General features: G+C 65.0%; 1 protein-coding gene. It reads left to right on the top strand.

The window, feature by feature from the left end:
* Positions 1-40: 40 nt before the first annotated feature.
* A complete protein-coding gene (locus tag OUZ45_RS17170; RefSeq protein ID WP_266171387.1) occupies positions 41-23,989 on the top strand; it encodes a non-ribosomal peptide synthetase in 23,949 nt (7,982 codons plus the stop codon).
* The last annotated feature ends 169 nt before the right edge of the window (positions 23,990-24,158 follow it).

Raw genomic sequence — 24,158 nt, 5'->3', positions numbered from 1 at the left:
CAGCGTTTCCCGAAGAACACATCACAGGACAGGCACCAGCATGAGCACTCATCAGTTACCGCCCCGGGAAAACGCGTCTCTGTCCAACAGCGGCGCGAGTGATGACACCACCATCCGTGCCGGTGAGGGCGGACCTATCGCGATAGTCGGCATGGCCTGCCGTTTTCCCGGTGCGGGAAACTATGAGCAGTTCTGGCAGAACCTGTGCGGCGGGCTGTCCAACATCAGCGAGGTGCCCGAGAACCGCTGGGACAAGGAGGCGTTCTATTCGGCCGATCCTCGCGAGAAGAACAAGTCCATCAGCAAGTGGGGCGGTTTTGTCGATGGGGTGGAGTTCTTCGACGCCGATTTCTTCGGCATTTCGGCACGCGAGGCCCTGGTCATGGATCCGCAGCAGCGGATCATGCTAGAGCAGGCGTGGGCGTGTATCGAAGACGCCGGTTATGACCCGAAGGTGTTCAGCGGAAGCAACACCGGTGTCTATATCGGTGTGTTCAATTTCGACTACGAAGATCGCCTTGGCGACGCACTCGATGCGATCGAAGGCCACGTTTCCACCGGTACGCATACCGCGCTCATACCCAATCGCATTTCGTATTTCCTGAACTTGCATGGGCCGAGCCTGCCGATCGATACCGCCTGCTCAAGCTCGTTGGTCGCGTTGCACAAAGCCGCGCACGCCATTCGTCGAGGCGAGTGCGACCAGGCATTGGTCGGCGGCATCAGCGTGTTGTGCAGCCCGACGCATTTCATCTCCTTCTCCAAGACCGGCATGTTGTCGCCCGACGGAAGTTGCAAGAGCTTCGACGAACGCGCCAACGGTTACGTTCGCGGTGAAGGCGCCGCGATGGTCCTGATCAAGCCGCTCGACAAGGCGATTCGGGACAACGACCGCATCGTCGCGGTGCTGCGCGGGTCGGCGATGAATCACGGCGGCCGCGCACGTACGGTGACCTATCCCGGCTCGCTCGCACAATCGAAGGTAGTGGCCGAAGCCTTGCGTCAGGCAAGTGTCCCGGTCAGTACGGTGAACTACGTCGAAGCGCATGGCACGGGCACACCCAAAGGCGATCCGATCGAAGTGGAAGGGCTGAAGATGGCCTTCTCGCGCGTTGCCGCCGAACAGGGCGAAACGCTGGAGGAACACTCCTGCGGCATTGGCAGCGTCAAGACCAATGTCGGACACCTGGAGTCGGTGGCCGGCCTGGCCGGTGTCATCAAGACGGTGCTGTGCATGAGGCATCAGTCGTTTCCGCCGCTGGTGCATTATCAAAAGCTCAATCCGCGCATCGCCTTTGACGGAAGTCCGTTCTTCATTGTCGACAAAGCGCAGCCGTGGCCTGCATTGGTCGACAAAGCCGGTCTGGCGATTCCGCGTCGTGCGGGGATCAGTTCATTCGGCTTCGGCGGTGTGAATTCGCATGTGATCGTCGAGGAATACCGGGAGCCAGAACTGGACAAGAACCGCGGGACGGCATCGGAGCCAGCCCTGATTCTGCTTTCCGCGAAGACCGTGCCTGTATTGCGGGAAAGCGCCCACCAGCTGCTGGATGCAATCGCATCGCCAGAGGTCCGTCGCCATGGCCTGAGCGATCTCGCTTACACGTTGCAGGTTGGACGCCGGCCGATGGAGGCACGGCTGGCCTTTGTGGCCGATTCGTTCGAGGCGGTGCAGACGCATCTGTCAGCCTGGCTTGCGGGCGATGCCGTGGATGTCTTCACCGGACAGGTCGGCGCGGAAGTCCTGGCACGCATGGCGGGAGAGCCGCCGCTCGATGACCAGCTCGCAAAGCTGCTGTCCGAGCAGAACCTTCCCGAGCTCGCGAAGCGGTGGGTCGCTGGTTATGAGCCCGACTGGGCAGGGCTTTACGGCGCGAAGACGCCTCGTCGCATCGCTTTGCCCACGTATCCTTTCGTCAAGGAAAGGCATTGGGTTGAAGCGGGCGCTGCGAAACAGGGGCCGGCGGCCCTGCATCCCCTGGTGCACTGGAATACCTCCAACGTTGCGGGATTGCGTTTCAGCTCGCGCTTCGACGGCAACGAATTCTTCCTGGCCGATCACGTCGTACAGGGCAGACGTACCTTGCCGGGTGCCGCGCAACTGGAGATGGCCCACTGCGCCATGGATCGGGCGATCGGCTGGCCGGGCGGCTCATACCGACTGAAAGATGTGGTGTGGATGCGTCCGGTCGCGGCGGATGCTGGCCCGATCGATGTGGACCTTGCCTTGTTTCCGGAGCAGGACGGAAAGGTCGATTTCGAAATCTACAGCGAGGGCGATGGCGAAGAGCCCGTCGTGTACACCCAGGGCACGGTAACGAAGCTCGTCTCCGAACAGCCAGCGCCGCATGATCTCGAAAATCTGCGCAGAAGCTGTGCAAGCGCCCACTTGAGCGCGGAGCAATGCTATGCCGCTTTTGACCAGGCGGGTTTGAGTTATGGACCCGGACATCGCGGTCTGATCGAGCTGTTCGTGGGAGACGAACAGGCCCTGGCGCGTATTGCCTTGCCGGAAGCGCTGCGCGCTTCGGAAGGCAGCTACGTGTTGCATCCCAGCTTGCTGGACGCCGCCCTGCAGGCGGCCATCGGCATGCGGGAAGGGGAGCGGGACGCGGGCGAGAAAATGCTGTTGTTGCCTTTTGCGCTCGGGGAGCTGGAGATCCTGGCACCGTGCATGCCGCAGATGTGGGCGGTCGTAAACCGACGCACCGGCGGTGCGATGCAGAAGTTCGACATTGATCTGTGCGATGACAAGGGTGCCGTCTGCGTTCGTCTCAAGGAGTTCTGCGTACGCGCGGCGGCAGAGGCGGTCGAACCGCCTTCGCGTATGGCCTTGTTGTCTCCGGAGTGGCGCGAAGCGCCAGCCGCGGCGGTGGGAGCAGAAGCCTTCTCGCAGCGCGTGGTGTTCTTGTGCGGTGTCGCGGATGCGCCGCAGCCGCATATATCCGGAGTCGAGGTCCATGTCGTCAACGCAGACGACGATCTGGCGCACGCTTTCGAGGCGGCGACCTGTCTCTTGCTGGAAAAGATCCAGGCGCTCTACGGCTCGCCGGGCCGGCACCTGATCCAGATCGTGCTGCCGGATGACGGCGCCGGCATGGCGTGGTCTGGTCTCGGCGGCATGCTGCGCTGTGCCCATCTGGAAAACCCGAACATCGTGGGCCAGGTGATCGCTGTCGAGCACGGCCAGGACATCGCGCGCGTGCTCGCCGAGCATGGCGCCGGCGATTCGCCACAGGTGCGTTACGTCGCAGGCAAGTGTATGACGCTGGCCTGGAGCGAGTTGCCGCAAGTAACCGATGTCTCCTCGCCCTGGAAGGATCGCGGCGTCTACCTGATCACCGGCGGTGCCGGCGGATTGGGCCTGATCTTCGCCCGCGACATCGCCAGTCGCGCGAAGCACCCCGTGCTGATCCTGGCCGGTCGTTCGCCGGCCACCGAGGCAGCGCGCGCGGGCATCCAGGAACTCGAGCGATGGGGTGCGGTGGTGCGATACCGCGAGCTGGACGTCGGCGATGCCGCCAGCGTCACGCATCTGGTGCAGGGTATCCACGACGAGTTCGAGGGCCTGGACGGCATCCTCCACAGCGCCGGTGTACTGCGCGACAGTTTCATGGTCAGGAAGACCGCCCAGGAAGTGCGCGAGGTGCTTCGCGCTAAGGTTGCCGGCCTGGTCAACCTCGACCTGGCCAGCCGGGACATGGAGCTCGATAGCTTCATCTGCTTTGCATCGACCTCGGGTGCGCTCGGCAACGTGGGGCAGGCCGATTACGCGGCGGCCAATGCTTTTATGGACGGCTATATGACGTACCGGGCCGATCTGGTGCGACAAGGCGCGCGCCGCGGCCACACGCTCTCGATCGACTGGCCTTTGTGGGAAGAGGGCGGCATGCAGGTGGATGCCGCGACCCGTCGCGCCATGACGCAAGACACGGGCCTGGTTCCGCTTCATTCCGAAAGCGGCCGCGAGGCCTTGGCGCATGCATGGGCCAGCGGGATGTCTCAGGTCCTTGTCGCCGAAGGGGCAATCGACCGCTTCAAGGCCAGCCTTGCGCACGGCGCGAAACCCGCCGCTACGCCGGAGGCCGCCAAAGCCGCCACGCCGGAAAATATCTCAGGGGATTTGCAGGACAAGTCCGTCCGCTATTTCGTGCGTCTGCTGGCGAGCACGTTGAAGCGCTCGGCGCACAGCATCGACGCTCATGCGCCGATGGAAGCCTACGGCATCGATTCCATTCTCGTGATGGAGCTGACCCGAACCCTGGAGCAGGTGTTCGGATCGCTTTCCAAGACGCTGCTTTTCGAATACCAGACCATTGCCGCGCTGGCCGGCTATTTCATTCAACACCACCGCACGCGCTTGAGCGAACTGCTGGGCGAAACCCTGACTGACACTCCCGTTGTGGAGCCGGAAACGAAAGAGGTGCCGCCAGAAGCCAACATGGCACCGTTGAGTCGGCGCCCTCGTTTCGGAACGCAGGACAGCCGCTTCCATAGCGGGAGACCCGAAGAGGCGCTTCGCTCCGGTCCGATCACGGTGGCCAGCGACACGGGAGCGATCGCAATCATCGGTCTGTCGGGACGCTATCCGCAGGCTGGCGACATAGAGACGTTCTGGTCGAACCTGAGCGGCGGCAAGGACAGCATCACCGAGATCCCGCTGGAACGTTGGGACTGGCGGCGTTACTACGATGCGGATCGCAGCAAGGTCGGAACCACGTATAGCAAGTGGGGCGGATTCCTGGATGGGGTAGACCAGTTCGACCCGCTGTTCTTCAACATCTCTCCGCGGGAAGCGGAGTTGATGGATCCGCAGGAGCGGTTGTTCCTTGAATGCGTGCATGGCGCATTGGAGGACGCGGGGTACACGCGTGAGAGCGTGACACGGCATGCCGGTGCCGGCCAGGAAGGCAGCGTAAGCGTATTCGTAGGCGTGATGTATGAGGAGTATCAGCTGTACGGCGCGCAGGCGCAGGCGCGCGGCCAGAATGTAGCGCTGCTCAACAGCGCGGCATCAGTCGCGAACCGTATCTCGTACTTCTGCAATTTCCACGGCCCGAGCCTGGCTCTGGACACGATGTGCTCGTCGTCGCTGACGGCGATCCATCTGGCGTGCCAGAGCCTGCGGCAGGGCGGCTGCGCGGTGGCGATCGCCGGTGGCGTGAACGTATCGATCCACCCGAACAAATACCTGATGCTGGCGCAGGGCAAGTTCATCTCTGGCAAAGGGCGTTGCGAGAGTTTCGGAGAGGGTGGTGAAGGCTACGTGCCCGGTGAAGGCGTCGGTGCGGTATTGCTCAAGCCACTGTCGCAGGCCATCGCCGATGGCGACCACATCTACGGAGTGATCAAAGCCACCGCGATCAACCACGGCGGCAAGACCAACGGCTACACCGTGCCGAACCCAAATGCGCAGGCGCAGGTGATCGAGCGGGCGTTGCGCGAAGGCGGCGTGGATGCGCGCTCGATCAGCTACATCGAAGCGCACGGAACCGGAACCAGTCTTGGCGATCCGATCGAGATCGCGGGGCTAAGCAAGGCGTTCGGTCAGTGGACGCAGGACAAGCAGTACTGCGCGATCGGCTCGGCCAAATCGAATATCGGTCACTGCGAAAGCGCGGCGGGCATTGCAGGCGTCACCAAGGTGCTGCTGCAGCTGAAGCATCGGCAGCTGGCGCCGAGCCTGCATTCGAACGTATTGAACCCGAACATCGATTTTTCCGGCACGCCGTTCGTGGTGCAGCAGACGCTGTCACCGTGGCAGCGGCCGACGCTGGAGCAGGACGGGTTGAAGCGGACGTACCCGCGCATCGCGGGCATCTCCTCGTTCGGCGCGGGCGGGGCGAATGCGCATGTAGTGATCGAGGAATACGAGGCGCCAGTGCGAACGGAGGCCACCATCAACGGCCCGGCGCTGGTGGTGCTGTCGGCACGCAGCGAGGAGCAGTTGCAAGAGCAGGTGGCGCGGCTGTCGGCATTCCTTGAGGCACGGCAAGCAGACACCACGCTGCGGCTGGATGACCTGGCGTACACACTGCAGGTAGGCCGTGAGGCGATGGACGAGCGCCTGGGAATCGTGGCGCGCACGCTTGGTGAGCTGCGGGCGAAGTTGGTCGCTTACCTGGGTGGCGAAGCCGGGCTCGAGGAAGTCTATCGGGGCCAGGTGAAGCGGACGAAAGAAGCGCTCACGGCGTTGGCCGGCGACGACAGCATGGATACCCTGCTGGTCGCCTGGATCGCCCAGGGCAAGCACGGCAAGTGGCTGGATCTGTGGGTGAAAGGTCTGTCGGTCGCGTGGGAGAGGCTGTACGGCGAGACGAAGCCACGCCGTATCAGTCTGCCGACCTATCCGTTTGCGCGCGAGCGGTACTGGATCGACACCGATGCGGCACAAGGTATGGCGACGACGACGGGCGCGGTGCTACATCCCCTCGTGCATCGCAATACCTCGAATTTTTCGGTGCAACGTTTCAGTTCGCATTTTAGCGGCGAGGAATTCTTCCTGGCCGACCACGTGGTGCGGGGCGTGCGGGTACTGCCGGGCGTGGCGCAGCTGGAGATGGTGCGCCGGGCCGTGCGCGAGGCGATCGAGGACGATGGCGCGCTGCAGTTGCGAGACGTTGCCTGGATACGCCCCGTGGTGGTCGGGGCGGAAGGGCTCGATCTGCATATCGCCCTGGTGCCGCACGAGGACGGTGGCATCGATTTCGAGCTGTATAGCGACGCCGAAGACGGCGATACCGTGCGCTACAGCCAGGGCCTGGTGACCGCCATCGCCGATGAGTCTGTGGCGACGGCAGCACACGATCTTGCCGCCTTGCGTGAGCAAAGCATTGCTTCCATGAGCGCGGCACAGTGCTATGCCGCGTTCGAGCCACTGGGTCTGCAATACGGCGCCGGCTTCCAGGGTTTGGCCGAGTTGTTTGTCGGGTCGCAGCAGGTGCTGGCGCGGATCGCCCTGCCAATGACCGTGCAGGCAACTCAGGACGATTACGTCCTGCATCCCAGCCTGCTGGACGCGGCCCTGCAGGCCACCCTCGGATGGATGTTGGCAACCGATGGCGCCCATGAGTCCACCCTGTGGTTGCCTGCCGCGCTGGGTTCGCTGGAGATGCTGGCGCCGTGCACCACGGCTATGTGGGCCGTCGTGCGGCATAGCGCGGGCGACGCCATGGACGAGGCATCGCAAAGGTTCGACATCGAGCTGTGCGATGAAACGGGTTCGGTATGTATTCGTTTCCGTCGGCTTGAATTGCGCTTGGCGAAGGCGATCGCCGAGTCCGGCAAGTCTTTGCAGACCTTGTTGATGATCCCGTCATGGGAAGCGCGGCCTGTCGCCCATCGTCACGCGCAGGATCCCGTGTTCGCGCAGCATCGGGTACTGCTGTGCGGCGTGAATGCCATCGACGCTGATCGCGTACAGGCGCAGATGCCGGATGCGATCCGCCTGGTTACCACCGTCGACGGGGACCTGTCGCGAGGCTACGAAACGGCGGCTGTGGCGTTGCTGGAGCAGCTCCAGGGATTGAACAGCCAGCCGGGGCAGCACCTGATCCAGGTGGTGGTGCCGTGCGACGGCGAAGGCGCCTTGCTGGCGGGGTTGAGCGGGATGTTGCGCACGGCACAACGGGAGAATCCGCGTTTGGCAGGTCAGGTCATCCAGGTCGAGGCCGGCCAGGACATCGTGCAGGCGTTGGCCGAAAACCGCGGCAGCCTTGCTGCGCACATACGTTATGCCGGCGGCGCACGTCAGGTCGCTGGCTGGGCCGAGTACGAGCAGGCGACCGAGGCGCGCTCGCCATGGAAGTCGCAAGGTGTTTACCTGATCACCGGCGGCGCGGGTGGCTTGGGCCTGATCTTCGCGCGCGAGATCGCACGGCAGGCGAAGGGCGCCACGCTGATTCTTACCGGGCGTTCGGCGCTAGACGAACGCATCCAGGCCAACGTGCGCGAGCTGGAAATCCTGGGCGCGGTCGTGCGCTATCACGCGGTCGATGTCGCCGACAAAGCCGCTGTGACGCGGCTGGTGCGCAGCATTCCGGAAGACTATGAAAGCCTCGACGGCATCATCCACAGCGCAGGTGTGGTGCGCGACAGTTTCCTGATCCGGAAGACGCCGGCGCAAATGCGCGAGGTGTTCAGCGCGAAGGTGGCCGGCACGCTGAATCTGGATGAGGCAAGCGCGGATCTGGCGCTGGATTGCTTCATCGTTTTCTCCTCGATCACCGGCGCGATCGGCAATGTAGGCCAGGCCGACTACGCAGCGGCGAACGCGTTCATGGATGCGTTCGCAAACTACCGCAGCGACTTGGCGGACCGGGGCTTGCGCCATGGCCGCACGCTGTCGATCAACTGGCCGCTGTGGGCCGAGGGCGGCATGCAGGTCGATGACGCGACGCGGCAGTATCTGTTGCGCGAAATCGGCATGACGCCGTTGCATACCGCCAACGGTTGCGCGGCATTGGCCCAGGCCTGGTCGAGCGGTGCGCCCCAGGTCCTGGTGGTCGAAGGCCTGCCGCAACGGCTGAAAGCCACGCTGTCGATGAAGGATGCCCCGGCAGAACCCGTCGCTGTTGCCGTCGAGGCGGACAGCGCAAGCCTTGTGGCCGAAGACCTGCACGAGAAGACAGTTCGCCACCTGGTGCGCACCTTGTCGTCGACGCTCAAATTGCCGGCGCAAAAGATCGATGCGAGCGCGCCACTGGAAGCGTACGGCATCGATTCCGTCATGGTCATGGATCTGACCGCCAAGCTGGAAAAGGTCTTCGGCTCGCTGCCGAAGACGTTGTTCTTCGAATACCAGACCATCGCGGCGCTGTCCGACTATTTCCTGAAACACCATCGCACCGCGTTGGTCGAGCTGCTTGGCGAGAAAACGAATGTCGCCGCGCCGGCTGCCGTAGCGAAACCTCGCGACAGTGTGCGGGTCGCATCGATTCAACACCACCGCTCACGGTTCGCCTTGCGCCATGCGTCGCCGGCGAACGAAGCGATTGCGATCATTGGTCTATCGGGACGCTATCCGCAGGCTGGTGACATGGAGACGTTCTGGTCGAACCTGAGCGGCGGCAAGGACAGCATCACCGAGATCCCGCTGGAGCGCTGGGACTGGCAGCGCTACTACGACGCGGACCGCAGCAAGGTCGGAACCACGTATAGCAAGTGGGGCGGGTTCCTGGACGGGGTGGACCAGTTCGACCCGCTGTTCTTCAACATTTCTCCGCGGGAAGCGGAACTGATGGACCCGCAGGAGCGGTTGTTCCTCGAATGCGTGCACGGCGCGATGGAAGACGCCGGATATACGCGCGACAGCGTAGCGGACGGGCAGGAAGGCAACGTCGGCGTGTTCGTCGGCGTGATGTACGAGGAGTACCAGCTCTACGGCGCGCAGGCGCAGGCCCGTGGACAGAACGTGTCGGTGTCCAATAGCGCGGCATCGATCGCCAACCGTATTTCGTACTTCTGCAATTTCCACGGCCCGAGCCTGGCACTGGACACGATGTGCTCGTCGTCGCTGACGGCGATTCACCTGGCGTGCCAGAGCCTGCGGCAGGGCGGTTGCGCGGTGGCGGTTGCCGGCGGCGTGAACGTATCGATCCACCCGAACAAATACCTGATGCTGGCGCAGGGCAAGTTCATCTCTGGCAAGGGACGCTGCGAGAGCTTCGGTGAAGGCGGCGAAGGTTATGTGCCAGGCGAAGGCGTGGGCGCGGTCTTGCTCAAGCCGTTGTCGCAGGCCATCGCCGATGGCGACCATATCTACGGCGTGATCAAAGCCACCGCGATCAACCACGGCGGCAAGACCAACGGCTACACCGTGCCGAACCCGAATGCGCAGGCCCAGGTGATCGAGCGGACATTGCGCGAAGGCGGCGTCGATGCGCGCGCGATCAGCTACATCGAAGCGCACGGCACCGGAACCAGCCTGGGCGATCCGATCGAGATCGCGGGATTGAGCAAGGCCTTCGGCCACTGGACGCAGGACAAGCAGTTCTGCGCGATCGGCTCGGCCAAATCGAACATCGGTCACTGCGAGAGCGCGGCGGGCATCGCGGGTGTCACCAAGGTGCTGCTGCAGCTGAAGCACCGGCAGTTGGCGCCGAGCCTGCACTCCAGCGTATTGAACCCGAACATCGACTTTGCCGGCACGCCGTTCGTGGTGCAGCAGACGCTGGGGCCGTGGGAACGACCGGTGGTCGTAACGGGTGGCGTCAGCAAGACCTACCCGCGTACCGCGGGCATCTCGTCGTTCGGCGCCGGTGGCGCCAACGCGCATGTATTGATCGAGGAATACGAAGCACCGGCACGAGCCGAGGTGGCGAGCCAAGGCCCGGCCCTGGTGGTGCTGTCGGCGCGCAGCGAGGAACGGCTGCGTGAACAGGTAGCGCGGCTGGCTGCGTTCCTGGACAGGCGCGAAGTCGATGCAACGCTGCATCTCGATGACCTGGCCTACACGCTGCAGGTCGGCCGCGAGGCGATGGACGAGCGCCTGGGTATCGTGGTTCACACGCTGGGCGAACTGCGCTCCACGCTGGCCGGTTACCTGGATGGCGAGACGAGCGGCGAGCAAGAGATCTACCGCGGCCAGGTGAAGCGGACCAAGGACGTGCTCAGGTCGCTGGCTGGCGACCCGGGGATGGATACCTTGCTGTCCGGCTGGGTCGCGCAAGGCCAGCACGGCAAGTTGCTAGACCTGTGGGTGAAGGGCCTGCCGGTGGCGTGGGCGATGCTGTACGGCGCGTTGCTGCCGCGACGGATCAGCCTGCCGACGTATCCGTTCGCGCGCGAGCGCTACTGGCTCGATACCCGTTCGCAAAACGTGGCGGCGTCCGTTGCCGCGGTGCTGCATCCGCTGTTGCATCGAAACACTTCCGATGTGGCGGGCCTGCGCTTTACCACGCGGCTTTCAGGCCATGAGTTCTATCTGGACGACCATCGTGTGCGTGGAGCGCGCGTTCTGCCGGGGGCCGCACAGATGGAGATGGCGCGTTGCGCTGCGCGTGAAGCGCTCGGCGACGACCGCGGCTTGCAACTGCGGGATATAGCGTGGACGCGCCCCGTGACCGTGGGCGCCGATGGTCTCGATCTGCATATCGCGCTCTATCCGGAAGCCTCCGGTGAGCTGCCGTTCGAGATCTATAGCGACGGCAGCGACGGCGAGGCGGTGGTGTACAGCCGCGGCACGCTGGCGGTAACCGAGCCGCCCATGGCGGCAACGCACGATCTGTCTGCGCTGCGTGGCGAGTGCTCCGCTGTCCATCTAGCGGCGGAGCAGTGCTATGCGCTGTTCGGGCAGATGGGCCTGCACTATGGGCCGACCTTCCAGGGGCTGGCGGAACTGTGGGTGGGGCTGGGACAGGTGGTGGCCCGCATTGCGCTGCCGGCCACCGCGCCGCGGGAGGGCTATGGACTGCATCCCAGCCTGCTCGACGCGGCGTTGCAGGCCACCATCGGTATGCAAGTCGATACGGCTACCGGCAAGGCCGACGCCACGCCGGTGCTGCCGTTTGCGCTGGATGTTCTGGAAATGCTGCGTTCGTGCACGCCTTCGATGTGGGCGGTAGTGCGCCCCAGCGCCGGCAGCCATGCGAGTGACGCCGTGCGCCGGCTCGATGTGGATCTGTGCGACGAGCAAGGTGCGGTATGCGTGCGTCTGCGCGGTTTCAGCCTGCGACCGATGCTGGGAGCGCCGGCGGTGGCCAAGCCGTCGTCCGCGACGCCGATCCAGACGCTGCCGATCCAGACACTTATGTTCCAGCCCGCATGGCATTCGCGCCCGGCCGCGAAGGGTGCGAATCCCAGCTACGCCAGGCATGTGGTGCTGTTGGGTGTGGATACGGATATCGCACACGTGCTGCCGGATGCGATCTGCGTGCGGCTGCCGACTGGACCCGATGCCGCAACGGGCTATATGGATGCCGCGGGCGTCCTGCTGGAGCAGCTCCAGAACTGGAACGGCCAGAGCGGAACCTTGTTGGTGCAGGTCGTCGTTCCCGATCGCGGTGTGCAACAGACTCTGCGGGGCCTTGGCGGCATGTTGCGTACAGCGCAACTGGAAAACCCGCGCATCGCCGGCCAGATCATCAGCGTCGAGCCGGGGCAGGATGTCGCCCGCGCGCTGCTGGACAACTACGGTGACGATGCGCAGCAGGTGCGCTACATCCACGGCGAGCGGCAGGTGGCGGGGTGGGATGCGCATGAGGATGTCGCCGAGGCGCCTATCCCGTGGAAGGCGCAAGGTGTCTACCTCATCACCGGTGGTGCCGGTGGGTTGGGCCTGATCTTCGCGCGGGAGATCGCGCGGCAGGCTCGCAACCCGGTGCTGATCCTGACCGGCCGTTCGGCGCTGAGCGAAAGCATTCAGGCCAACCTCCGCGAGCTCGAAACACTGGGCGCGGTGGTGCGCTACCACGCCGTGGATGTCACCGACGCGGCGGCGTTGACGGCGCTGGTGCACAGCATTCCGGAGGAGTTCGAAAGCCTCGACGGCATCATCCACAGCGCCGGCGTTCTGCGCGACGGCTACCTGGCCGGCAAGACGCAGCAACAGTTGCGCGACGTGCTGGGCACCAAGGTGGCCGGCACGCTGAATCTGGACGAAGCCAGCCGCGACATGCCGCTGGATTGCTTTATCACCTTCTCGTCGATTGCCGGCGCGCTCGGCAATATCGGGCAGGCCGACTACGCCGCGGGCAATGCCTTCATGGATGCGTTCGCGCACTACCGCGGCGAGCTGGTAGCCAAGGGGCAGCGCCGCGGGCGCACGCTGTCGGTGAACTGGCCGTTGTGGGACGAGGGCGGCATGCAGGTGGACGCTGCGACGCGCGCCATGCTGGCGCGGCAATTGGGCATGCATGCATTGGAGACCGATAGCGGCGTTGCGGCGCTGCGCCGGGCATGGGCCGGCACGCAGCACCAGTTGCTGGTGATGGCGGGCGATGCCGCGCGCATCCGACAGGTGCTCTCGGGTCGGCCGGAGGCGCCGGCGGCCCAGGTGCCTCGCGATGAAGCCGCCCCCGTGGCGCAGCCATCGTCGGACAAGCTTGTGCGCGAACTGGTCGGTGTGGCTTCGGCACTGATCAAGGTCAAGCCGGAAGACATCGACGACGAGACGTCCTTGAGCGAGTACGGCTTCGATTCGATCACCTTCACCGAATTCGCCAATGCGCTGAACCAGCGGTATGGGTTGGAGCTGAAGCCGACGATCTTCTTTGAATACCCGGTGCTGGCAGGGCTGGCTGAGCACCTGGCGCGCGCGTACCCGGCGATCGCCGGAGCACCTGCCAGCGAAACGAGCGTAGCCGCGCGCGCCGTGACGGCGGCCATAACGACGCCGGTGGTGGAGTCCGCGCCGGTCATGGCATCCCAACGTCGCGCCGCGCGTGGATGGGGTCGCCCGGTGGAGTTCGGCAAGGAAGTAACTCTGCGTGCCATCCAGGAGGCACCGGCCGTCGTGGCGCCGCCGATACAGGGAGGGATACCGCGCGTGTCGCGCGACGCGGCGCTGCCGCTGTCGTTCGCTCAGCAGCGCCTGTGGTTCCTCGACCAGTACGAGTCCCGCCGCGAGATCTATAACCTGGCCGCCGCTGCGCGCCTGACGGGGCGGCTCGATGTGGACGCGCTGGCGCGCACGTTCAATGAAATCGTGCGTCGCCATGAAGCGCTGCGCACCACGTTTGTGCTGGCGGGGGACGAGCCGGTACAGCGCGTCGCGGTAGCGCCATCGCTGGCGCTGCCGGTGATGGACCTCAGCCACCTGCCGCCCGCGCAACGCGAAGCGGAGGCGCGCCTGCGCTTGCAGGAAGAGGCGGTCGCTCCCTTCGATCTGTCGACAGGGCCGCTGATCCGCCCGAGTCTGCTCAAGCTGGCCGACGAAGAGCATGTCCTGCTGCTGGCGATGCACCACATCGTGTCGGATGGGTGGTCGATGGGCGTGGTAGTGCGCGAGATGGCGGCCCTGTACGCCGCCTTTGTCGAAGGGCTGCCGTCGCCGCTGGCGGAGCTGCCGATCCAGTACGCCGACTTTGCGCACTGGCAGCGGGCGTGGCTGCAGGGCGAGGTGCTGGAGCGCCAGTTGAATTACTGGAAGCGGCAACTGGCGGACAGCCCGAGCCTGCTGGCGCTGCCGACCGACCGGCCGCGTCCGCCGCAGGCCAGCCACGCCGGTGCGACGGTGCCGTTCGCGATACCGGCGGCACTGGTGACGCAACTGCAGTCGCTGGGCCGGGGTACGCAGAGCACGCTGTTCATGGCGCTGAGCGCGGCCTTCAACGTGCTGCTGGCGCGCTATTCGGGGCAGAGCGATATCTGCATCGGCACGCCGATCGCCAATCGCAACCGCGCGGATATCGAGGGCCTGATCGGCTTCTTCGTCAATACGCTGGTGCTGCGCACGCAAGTGGATCTGCAACGCGGCTTCACCGAGCTGCTCGGGCAGGTACGTCAGCACACGCTGGAGGCCTACGCCCACCAGGACGTGCCGTTCGAGCAGCTGGTGGAAGCGCTGCAGACGGAACGCCATACCAGCTACACGCCGCTGTTCCAGGTGATGCTGGTGTTGCAGAACATGCCGACGGACGAGCAGTTGCTGCCAGGGCTGTCGCTGAGCCTGAAGGAAAGCGAGAGCGTTACGTCGAAGTTCGACCTGACGTTGACCCTGGCGAAAGGCCGGGATGGCCTGGAGGGTCGCTTCGAGTACAGCACGGAGCTGTTCGACGCCCGCACCATCGAGCGGATGGCCGGCCACTTCAGCCGCTTGCTGCAGGCGATCGTGGCCGAGCCGGAACGCCCGGTGGGCGAGCTGCCAATGCTGGGTGAAGCCGAGCGTCACCAGTTGCTGTATGCGTTCAACGATACGGGCATGGTGGCTCCGGGCAGTACGCCTGACGCGCGCACGCTGCACGGGCTGTTAGAAGCGCAGGCGGCGCGGACGCCGCACGCTGTCGCCGTGACCTACGAGGACGAGTCGCTGTCCTACGTGGAACTCAACGCGCGGGCCAACCGCCTGGCACGCCATCTGCGCGGCCTGGGCGTGGGGCCGGACGTGCTGGTGGGCCTATGCGTGCCGCGTTCGGTGGACATGATCGTGGGCTTGCTCGCCGTGCTGAAGGCCGGCGGCGCCTATGTGCCGCTCGACCCGGCGTATCCGGCCGACCGTCTTAGCTACACCCTGGCCGACAGCTCGCCGGTGGCGGTGCTGGTCAACGGCTGGGAAAACCTGCCGCCGGCGGTGCAGGACATGCTGCTGGCCTCGGCAGCGCCGGTGCTGAATCTGCGCAGCGGCGCGGAGGCGTGGGCGAATGCGGACTCGAGCAATCTCGACGCCGCATCGATCGGCCTGCAAGCGCATCACCTCGCCTACATCATTTACACCTCCGGCTCCACCGGCAAACCCAAGGGCGTGATGGTGGCGCATGGCAACGTGATGCGGCTGCTGTCGTCCACCGATCACTGGTACGGCTTCGGGCCGCACGACGTGTGGACCTTGTTCCACTCGTTCGCCTTCGATTTCTCGGTGTGGGAAATCTGGGGCGCGCTCGCCTATGGCGGCAAGCTGGTGGTGGTGCCGCAGGCGGTGACGCGTTCGCCGTCGGAGTTCTATGACTTGCTGTGCGCGCAAGGTGTGACCGTGCTGAACCAGACGCCGAGCGCGTTCCGGCAGTTGATCGCCGCGCAGGGTGCGCAGGGCAAGGCGCATCGTTTGCGTTACGTGGTGTTCGGCGGCGAGGCGCTGGAGCTGAGTGCGCTCAAGCCCTGGTACGAGCGGCCGGTGAATGCCGCGGCGCGCCTGGTCAATATGTACGGCATCACCGAAACGACCGTGCACGTGACCTATCTGGCGCTGGAGCCGTCGGATGCGTATCGCGTCGGCCCCAGTCCGATCGGCCGGCAGATTCCCGACCTGCAACTCTATGTGCTGGACGCGCATCGCCAGCCGGCGCCGATCGGCGTGGCCGGCGAGCTCTATGTGGGCGGCGCGGGCGTAGCTCGCGGCTATCTCAACCGGCCGGAACTCACGGCCGAGCGCTTTATCGCGCATCCCTTTATCGACAGTACTCATGTCGACGATCCGCAGGCGCGTCTCTACAAGACCGGCGACGTCGGCCGCTGGCTGGCGGACGGCAGCATCGAATACCTCGGGCGCAACGACGAGCAGGTCAAGATTCGCGGCTTCCGCATCGAGCTGGGCGAGATCGAAGCTCGCCTCGCCGAGCATCCGGCCGTGCGCGATGCCCTGGTGCTGGTACGCGAAGACCAGCCCGGCGACAAGCGGCTCGTGGCGTATCTGGTGGCGAAGGCCGGGCAGTCCATACCGGACGAAGCGCAGCTGCGCGCCGCAGTGGGCAAGCACCTGCCTGAGTACATGGTGCCGAACCATTTCGTGGCGCTCGACAGCTTTCCGTTGACGGCCAACGGCAAGCTCGACCGCAAGACGCTGCCGGCGCCGGATACGACGCGCAGCGAGGCGGCCTATGTCGCGCCGCGCACGCCGGTGGAGGAAGTGATTGCCGGTATCTGGGCGGAAGTGTTGAAGCTGGACAAGGTCAGCGTCCACGACGACTTCTTCGCCCTGGGCGGCCATTCCTTGCTCGCCATTGCGATGATCGAGCGGATGCGCCGCGTGGAGCTGTCGGTGGATATCCGCCAGTTCTTCGCCGAGCCCACCGTGGCGGCGCTGACCGTGGCGGCGAGCAAGGGTGGCAGCGAGATCGCGGTGCCGGCCAACGGCATTCCGGCCGGCTGCACGCGGATTACGCCGGCGATGGTGACGCTGGTGCAGCTCAGCGACGAAGAGCTTGCCGCGATCGCCGAACGCGTGCCGGGCGGTGCCGCGAATATCCAGGACATCTATCCGCTGGCGCCGGTGCAGGAGGGCCTGCTGTTCCATCACCGCATGGCGGAAGAGCGCGATGCGTACCTGATGGAGATGCTGTGGGCGTTCGAGACGCGCGGCCTGCTCGACCGGTTCGTGGCGGCGCTGGAGACGGTGATTGCGCGGCATGACGCCTTCCGCACGGCCATGCACTGGGATGGCCTGGCCGAACCGGTGCAGGTGGTATGGCGACAGGCACCGCTGCCGCTCGAAGAGGTCAGTCTGGACCAGGGCGGCGATGTGACGGCGCAACTGAGCGAGCGTTACAACCCGCTGAACTATCGCCTGGATGTGCGGCAGGCGCCGCTGATCCGTTGTTTTGTGGCAGAGGATGCGAAGCAGGGCCGCTGGCTGATGCAGGTGATGCTGCATCACCTGATCGACGACAACACCTCGCTCAAACTGCTGATGGGCGAGTTGAAGGCCATCCTCGAAGGGCAGGGCGGCACGCTGCCCGAGCCGCTGCCGTACCGCAACTTCGTGGCCCAGGCTCGACTCGGGGTGAGCCAGGCGGAGCACGAAGCGTTCTTCCGCCCGATGCTGGCGCATGTCGACGAGCCCACCGCACCGTTCGGCCTGCTGGATGTGCAGGGCGACGGCACGGATATCGCCGAGGCACAGCTCAAGGTGGAGACGTTGCTGGGGCGGCGCCTGCGGCAGCAGGCGCGCAAGCTTGGCGTGAGCACCGCCAGCCTGATGCATCTGGCGTGGGCGCAGGTGCTGTCGCGCCTCTCGGGGCGGCAGGACGTGGTGTTCGGCACGGTGCTGTTCGGCCGCATGCAGAGCGGCGAAGGTGCGGACCGCGTGCTGGGCATCTTCATCAATACGTTGCCGGTGTGCATTCCAACCGGTGCGAAGCCGGTGCTCGACGGCGTGCGCGATACGCACGCGACCTTGACCCGGCTGCTGCGCCACGAGCACGCGTCGCTGGCCCTGGCGCAGCGCGCCAGTGGCGTGGCGGCGCCGACGCCGCTGTTCTCGTCGCTGCTCAACTACCGCCACAACGCCGGTGCCGACGCGTCCGCTATCGACGTGCTGGAAGGCATGCGGCCGATCAAGGTGAAGGAACGCACCAACTATCCGTGCCTGGTGTCGATCGACGATTCGGGCGACGGCTTTGGCATCGCGGTGCAAATCCCGGGTGAGGATCGCGCGCGGCGGGTCTGCCAGTACATGCATACCGTGCTTGGGGAACTGGCCGACGCGCTGGAGAACCAGCCGGAGGCGTCGATCGACAGCCTGGATGTGATGCCGGTCGCCGAGCGGCAGTTGCTGTTGGATGAGTGGAACGCCGCGACGGTGGTGGCGTCGTCAACCGGGACGCCGGCCATCCAGGGTTTGTTCGAAGCCCAGGCCGCGCGCACGCCCGATAACGTGGCGCTCATGCATCGCGGCACCGCGCTGAGCTATGCCGAGTTGAACCGGCGCGCCAATCGCCTGGCGCACCATCTGCGGCGCCTGGGCGTCGGTCCGGATGTACTGGTGGGCGTGTGCATGGCGCGTACGCCCGACCTGGTGATGAGCCTGCTTGCGGTGCTGAAGGCTGGCGGTGCCTATGTGCCGCTGGACCCGGCCTATCCGGCGGGGCGCATCGCGACGATGCTGCTCGATGCGCAGCCGCGCGTGCTGCTGACGCAGGAAGCATTGCAGCTGGAATTGCCCGTGATGGATGGGATGACGGTGATTCGTGTCGATGCCGCCGACGCGTTGTGGACCGGCGAGCGCGACGACCATCCTTCATTCGTTACCCGTGGCGATCATCTGGCTTACGTGATCTACACGTCGGGCTCGACCGGCAAACCCAAGGGGGTGGGGATTCAGCACCGCAACGCGGTGGCCTTTATCCATTGGGCTCAGGCCACTTTCGACCGCGACAGTTTGAGCAAAGTGCTGGCCTCGACCTCGGTCTGCTTCGACCTGTCCATCTTCGAGCTGTTCGTGCCACTCAGTCAGGGCGGTGCCGCCTGGCTGGTCGACAACATCCTCGACTTCATGGAACACGCCGATGCGTTGCCGGTAACGCTGGTGAACACGGTGCCGTCAGCCATGGTGGAGGTGCTGCGTGGCCGCGGGCTGCCGGCGTCGGTGAAGGTGGTGAACCTGGCGGGCGAGGCGCTGGCAAACACGCTGGCACAGGCGCTGTATCAGCAGCCGTCGGTGGAGAAGGTCTACAACCTATATGGTCCGTCGGAAGACACGACGTATTCGACCTTCACCCTGGTGATGAAGGGATCGACCACGCCAGTGTCGATCGGTCGACCGATTGCAGGCACGCAGACCTACATTCTCGATGCGCAGTGGGAGCCGGTGCCGCTGGGCGTGGCTGGCGAGCTGTTCATTGCGGGTGACGGCCTGGCGCGCGGCTATCTGCAACGGCCGGAACTGACGGCGGAGAAGTTTGTCCCGAACCCCTTCAGTGCCGTGCCGGACGCATGCATGTATCGCACCGGCGATCTGGTCCGCTACCGGGCGGATGGCGAGATCGAGTACCTGGGCCGTATCGATCACCAGGTGAAGGTGCGCGGCTTCCGCATCGAGCTGGGCGAGATCGAGTCCGCGCTACAGGCGCTGGCCAGCGAAGTGGTGGTGCTGGCGCGCGAGGACCACGCGGGCGACAAGCGTCTGGTGGCTTATCTGGTCGCGCACGAAGGACAGGCGCTGCCCGACGAGGCCGGTCTGCGGGCGCTGCTGTCGCAGACGCTGCCTGAGTACATGGTGCCGAGCTACTTCATCGCGCTGGAACGGATGCCGCTGACGCCGAACGGCAAGATCAACCGCGGTGTGCTGCCGGCGCCGGACATGGCACGCAGCGAGGCGGGCTATGTGGCGCCGCGCACGCCCGCGGAAGAGATCATGGCGGGCCTGTGGGCCGAGGTGCTGAAGCGGGATCGGGTCGGCATTCACGACGACTTTTTCGCACTGGGAGGTCACTCGTTGTTGGCGACACAGCTGGTGTCGCGCGTGCAACGTGCCTGGCGCGTCGAACTGCCATTGCGTGCCTTGTTCGACGCGCCCACGGTGGCGGCATTGACGCATCGGGTGGCCGATGCCGATACCGGGGCTGGCGCTCCGCCGCTGCAGCCGGTAGGACGCGATACGCCATTGGCGTTGTCGTTCGCCCAGACGCGCCTGTGGTTCCTCGATCAGCTCGATCGCCAGAGTGCGCTGTACAACATCCCGTTGGCGTTGCGTCTGTCCGGCGATCTGGATATCGATGCGCTGGGCCGTACGCTCGATGCGATCCTGCAACGCCACGAGGCGCTGCGCACACGATTCGCGGACCAGGAAGGCTCGCCGGTGCAGATCGTGATGCCGGCCACGGCCTTGCCACTGGCCCTGAGTGACCTCTCCGACCTGCCATTGAGGGAACGGCAGGTGGAAGCGCGCCGCCTGTTGATGGAAGAAGCGCAGACGCCATTCGACCTGGAATCCGATCTGCTGATCCGCGGTGCGCTGCTGCGGCTTGATGCGCAGGAGCACATCCTGCTGCTGACGATGCATCACATCGTCTCGGATGGCTGGTCGATGGGGATTGTGGTGCGGGAGATGGCTGCGCTGTATCGAGCTTTCCTCGAAGGCGAGCCCTCGCCGCTGCCCGACCTGCCGATCCAGTATGCGGACTTCGCCCACTGGCAGAGGGAGTGGCTGCGCGGCGAGGTGCTGGAGCGGCAGCTCAGTTACTGGAAACGGCAGCTGGCCGATAGCCCCAGCCTGCTGGCCTTGCCCACGGACCGGCCACGGCCGCCGCAGTCGAGCCATGTCGGCGCGACGTTGCCGTTCTCGGTGCCGGCGGCGTTGGTGTCGGGCCTGCAGTCGCTCGGCCGACGCACGCAAAGCACGCTGTTCATGACGTTGTGCGCGGCGTTCAACGTGCTGCTGGCCCGCTATTCGGGGCAGAGCGACATCTGCATCGGCACGCCGATCGCCAATCGCAACCGCGCGGATATCGAGGACCTGATCGGCTTCTTCGTCAACACGCTGGTGCTGCGCACCCAGGTGGATCTGACGCTCGACTTCGATGGCCTGCTGCAGCAAGTGCGACAGCACACGCTGGATGCGTATGCGCACCAGGACGTGCCGTTCGAGCAGCTGGTCGAAGCGCTGAAGCCGGAACGCCACACCAGTTACACGCCGTTGTTCCAGGTGATGCTGGTGCTGCAGAACATGCCGATAGGCGAGCTGACCCTACCGGGCGTGTCGATGAGCCTTCTGGAAAGCGAAGGTGCCACCGCCAAGTTCGACCTCATGCTGACCCTGACCGAGGGCAGGGAGGGATTGCAGGGCTGCTTCGAGTACAGCACCGAGCTGTTCGAGGCGCGCACGATCGAACGCATGGCAGGGCACTTCACCCGCTTACTGCAGGCGATCGTGGCCGAGCCGGGCCGCCCGGTTGGCAAGCTGGCGATGCTGGACGATGCCGAGCGTCATCAACTGCTGTATGCGTTCAACGACACCGCCACGGTTTATCCGGACCTCGAGCCCAACACGCAGACGCTGCATCAGTTGTTCGAAGCCCAGGCGTCGCGGACGCCCGAGCAGGTGGCCGTGGTGTACGAAGGCGAGTCGCTGACCTATGCGGAACTCAACGTCCGGGCCAACCGTCTGGCGCGTCATCTGCGCTCGCTGGGCGTCGGTCCGGACGTACTGGTGGGGTTGTGTGTGGAACGGTCGGTGGCGATGATCGTCGGCCTGCTAGGTGTGTTGAAGGCCGGCGGTGCCTATGTGCCGCTCGATCCGAGTCACCCTTCGGATCGTCTGGCAGCCATCGTGGACGATGCGAAACCGGTGGTGATCCTGACGCAACAGCCTGTGCGCGATGCGGTGCCAGCGGCACCAGGTTCGCCGCTGTTCTGCCTGGATAGCGACGCGGATGCATTGGCTGCTTACAGCGACAGCAATCTGGATCACCACGCCCAAGCGCACAACCTGGCCTATGTGATCTACACCTCAGGCTCGACTGGGATGCCCAAGGGCGTCATGGTCGAACATCGTTCCATCCTGAACCTCTGGTTGAGCCTGGAACGCGTGGCCTTTGCCGAATGCGAACAAGCGGCGAGGGTGGGTCTGAATGCATCGGTGACGTTCGATGCGTCCGTGCAATCGCTGACGCAATTGCTGTCGGGACGGACGCTGGTTATTTTTCCGCAGTCCTTGCGCACGGAGAGCGCCGCGCTCCTCGCTTATATCCGGCAGCAGCAACTAGTGGCTTTCGACTGCACGCCGGTGCAGCTGGAGATGCTGCTTGATGCGGGATTGCTGGCGCCGTCTGGCCACGAAGCGGCACTGAAAACCATCTTGGTGGGTGGAGAGGCGCTGTCGTTGCCGCTTTGGCAGCGCTTGCGGCAGGCGAGCGGAATCAATTTCTACAACGTCTACGGCCCGACCGAATGCACGGTGGATGCGACAGCTTGTGCGTTGCGTGACGCTGGCGACTGGCCAAGCATCGGCGGGCCGCTCGGCAATGTGCGCGTGTACATTCTCGATGAGCACGGGGAGCCGGTGCCCGTGGGGGTTGCAGGTGAGATCTACATTGGCGGTGACGGTGTGGCGCGCGGATATCTGAACCGTCCGGAGCTGACGGCGGAGCGTTTCCTGCCGGATCCCTTCCTCGCCGACCCGCATGCGCGGATCTATAAGACCGGCGATCTGGGGCGTTGGCGGACCGATGGAAGCATTGAATATCTTGGGCGCAACGATTTCCAGGTAAAGATCCGTGGTTTCCGCATCGAGCTCGGCGAGATCGAGGCGAAGTTGACTGCGTGCACTGGAGTACGCCAGGCGCTGGTGCTGGCGCGCGAGGACAGCGTCGGCGATAAGCGGCTGGTGGCGTACCTGGTGGCGTACGAAGGGCAGAGCTTGCCCACGGAGGCACAACTACGCGCGATTCTCTCGCAGACGTTGCCCGAGTACATGGTGCCGAGCCACGTCATGGCGCTCGAGCGCATGCCGCTGACACCCAACGGCAAGGTCAACCGCGGTGCGCTGCCGGCGCCCGACATGACGCGCAGCGAGGCAGGATACGTCGCGCCGCGCACGCCGATCGAAGAGACCATGGCGGTCCTATGGGCCGAGGTGTTGAAGCTCGACCGGGTCGGCGTCCACGACGACTTCTTTGCGCTGGGTGGTCATTCGCTGCTGGCGGTGCAACTGGTTTCGCAGTTGCGCAAGCGTGCTGGCATCGAGATGGAGCTGCGTCATCTGTTCTCGCATCCGACCCTTGGTGCCTTGGCGGCCTTCATCGATTCGAGCAAGGTTTCGTCGCGGCATCCGAATCTCGTTCCCATCCGCACACATGGGCGATCGACACCGCTGTTCCTGATCCACCCCATTGGCGGCGAAGTGCAGTACGCCTTTGACCTGGCCAGGCACATGGATGCCGACCAGCCGGTCTACGCATTGGCGGCCACCGGCATCGCCGCCGGCGAAACGCCACACGCAAGCATCGTCGGGATGGCGCGAGTCTATCTGGACGCCATGCGGCATGTGCAAGCGTCTGGACCGTACCTGGTGGCGGGGTGGTCGCTGGGCGGCATGATCGCGTACGAGATCGCCAGCCAGTTGCTGGCCGCGGGTGAGGAAGTGGGTTTTGTCGGCATGATCGACACCGGGAGCAGCCCGTACCTGCGCGCGCACCTGCTTGCGAACGAAGCCGGCTTCGACGAATGCCTCGCGCTGATGCACTGGATCGCCGATCTGCAGCCGCCAAGCGGCGACGTGCGGGAGCATCCCGCGCATGCCGAACTGATGGCCTGCGCCGAACGTGGCGATGTCGCCGCCATGATCGCCGTGTCCCAGCGCGAAGGCTTGCTGCCGGCGCACCTGGACATGGCACTGATGAAGCGCGTGCTGGCGGTCTACCGCGCGGGCGCCACGGCGGCGCTGGCGTACGAAGCGCCGTCCACGGCCACGACCGTGACTTACTTCGCCGCCGATCGCGGCGAAGGCGAGGACGTGTCGTTCGGCTGGGGCGAACTGCTTGGGGACAGCCTGGAGGTGATGCGCATCGGCGGCAGCCATGCGTCGATCGTCAAGGCGCCGCGCATCGAGAAGCTGGCGCGCGAGATCGCGCGGCGACTCAGGCGCCGCTCGCCAAGCGCCGAGTTGTCGTCGGTGTAGCAGGGTGTTGAGAAAGGGCTGTCCTGCCCTTTCTCAACTCGCTCGAGTCCGGCACATGTCCGGACTCGGCTCCTTGAATCAAGCACATAACGTGCTTGATTCAAGGCAGGCCATCCATGGCCTGCACTAGCAAGCTGTTTCTCAACAGCCTGCTAGCCACCATCACGCA

Origin of the sequence: Dyella subtropica (assembly GCF_026283965.1) — a bacterium.
In the GTDB taxonomy this organism is placed as follows: Bacteria; Pseudomonadota; Gammaproteobacteria; order Xanthomonadales; family Rhodanobacteraceae; genus Dyella_D; species Dyella_D subtropica.
The sequence above is the reverse complement of the archived record's forward strand: the minus strand, read 5'-3'. Positions and strand labels throughout refer to the sequence as shown.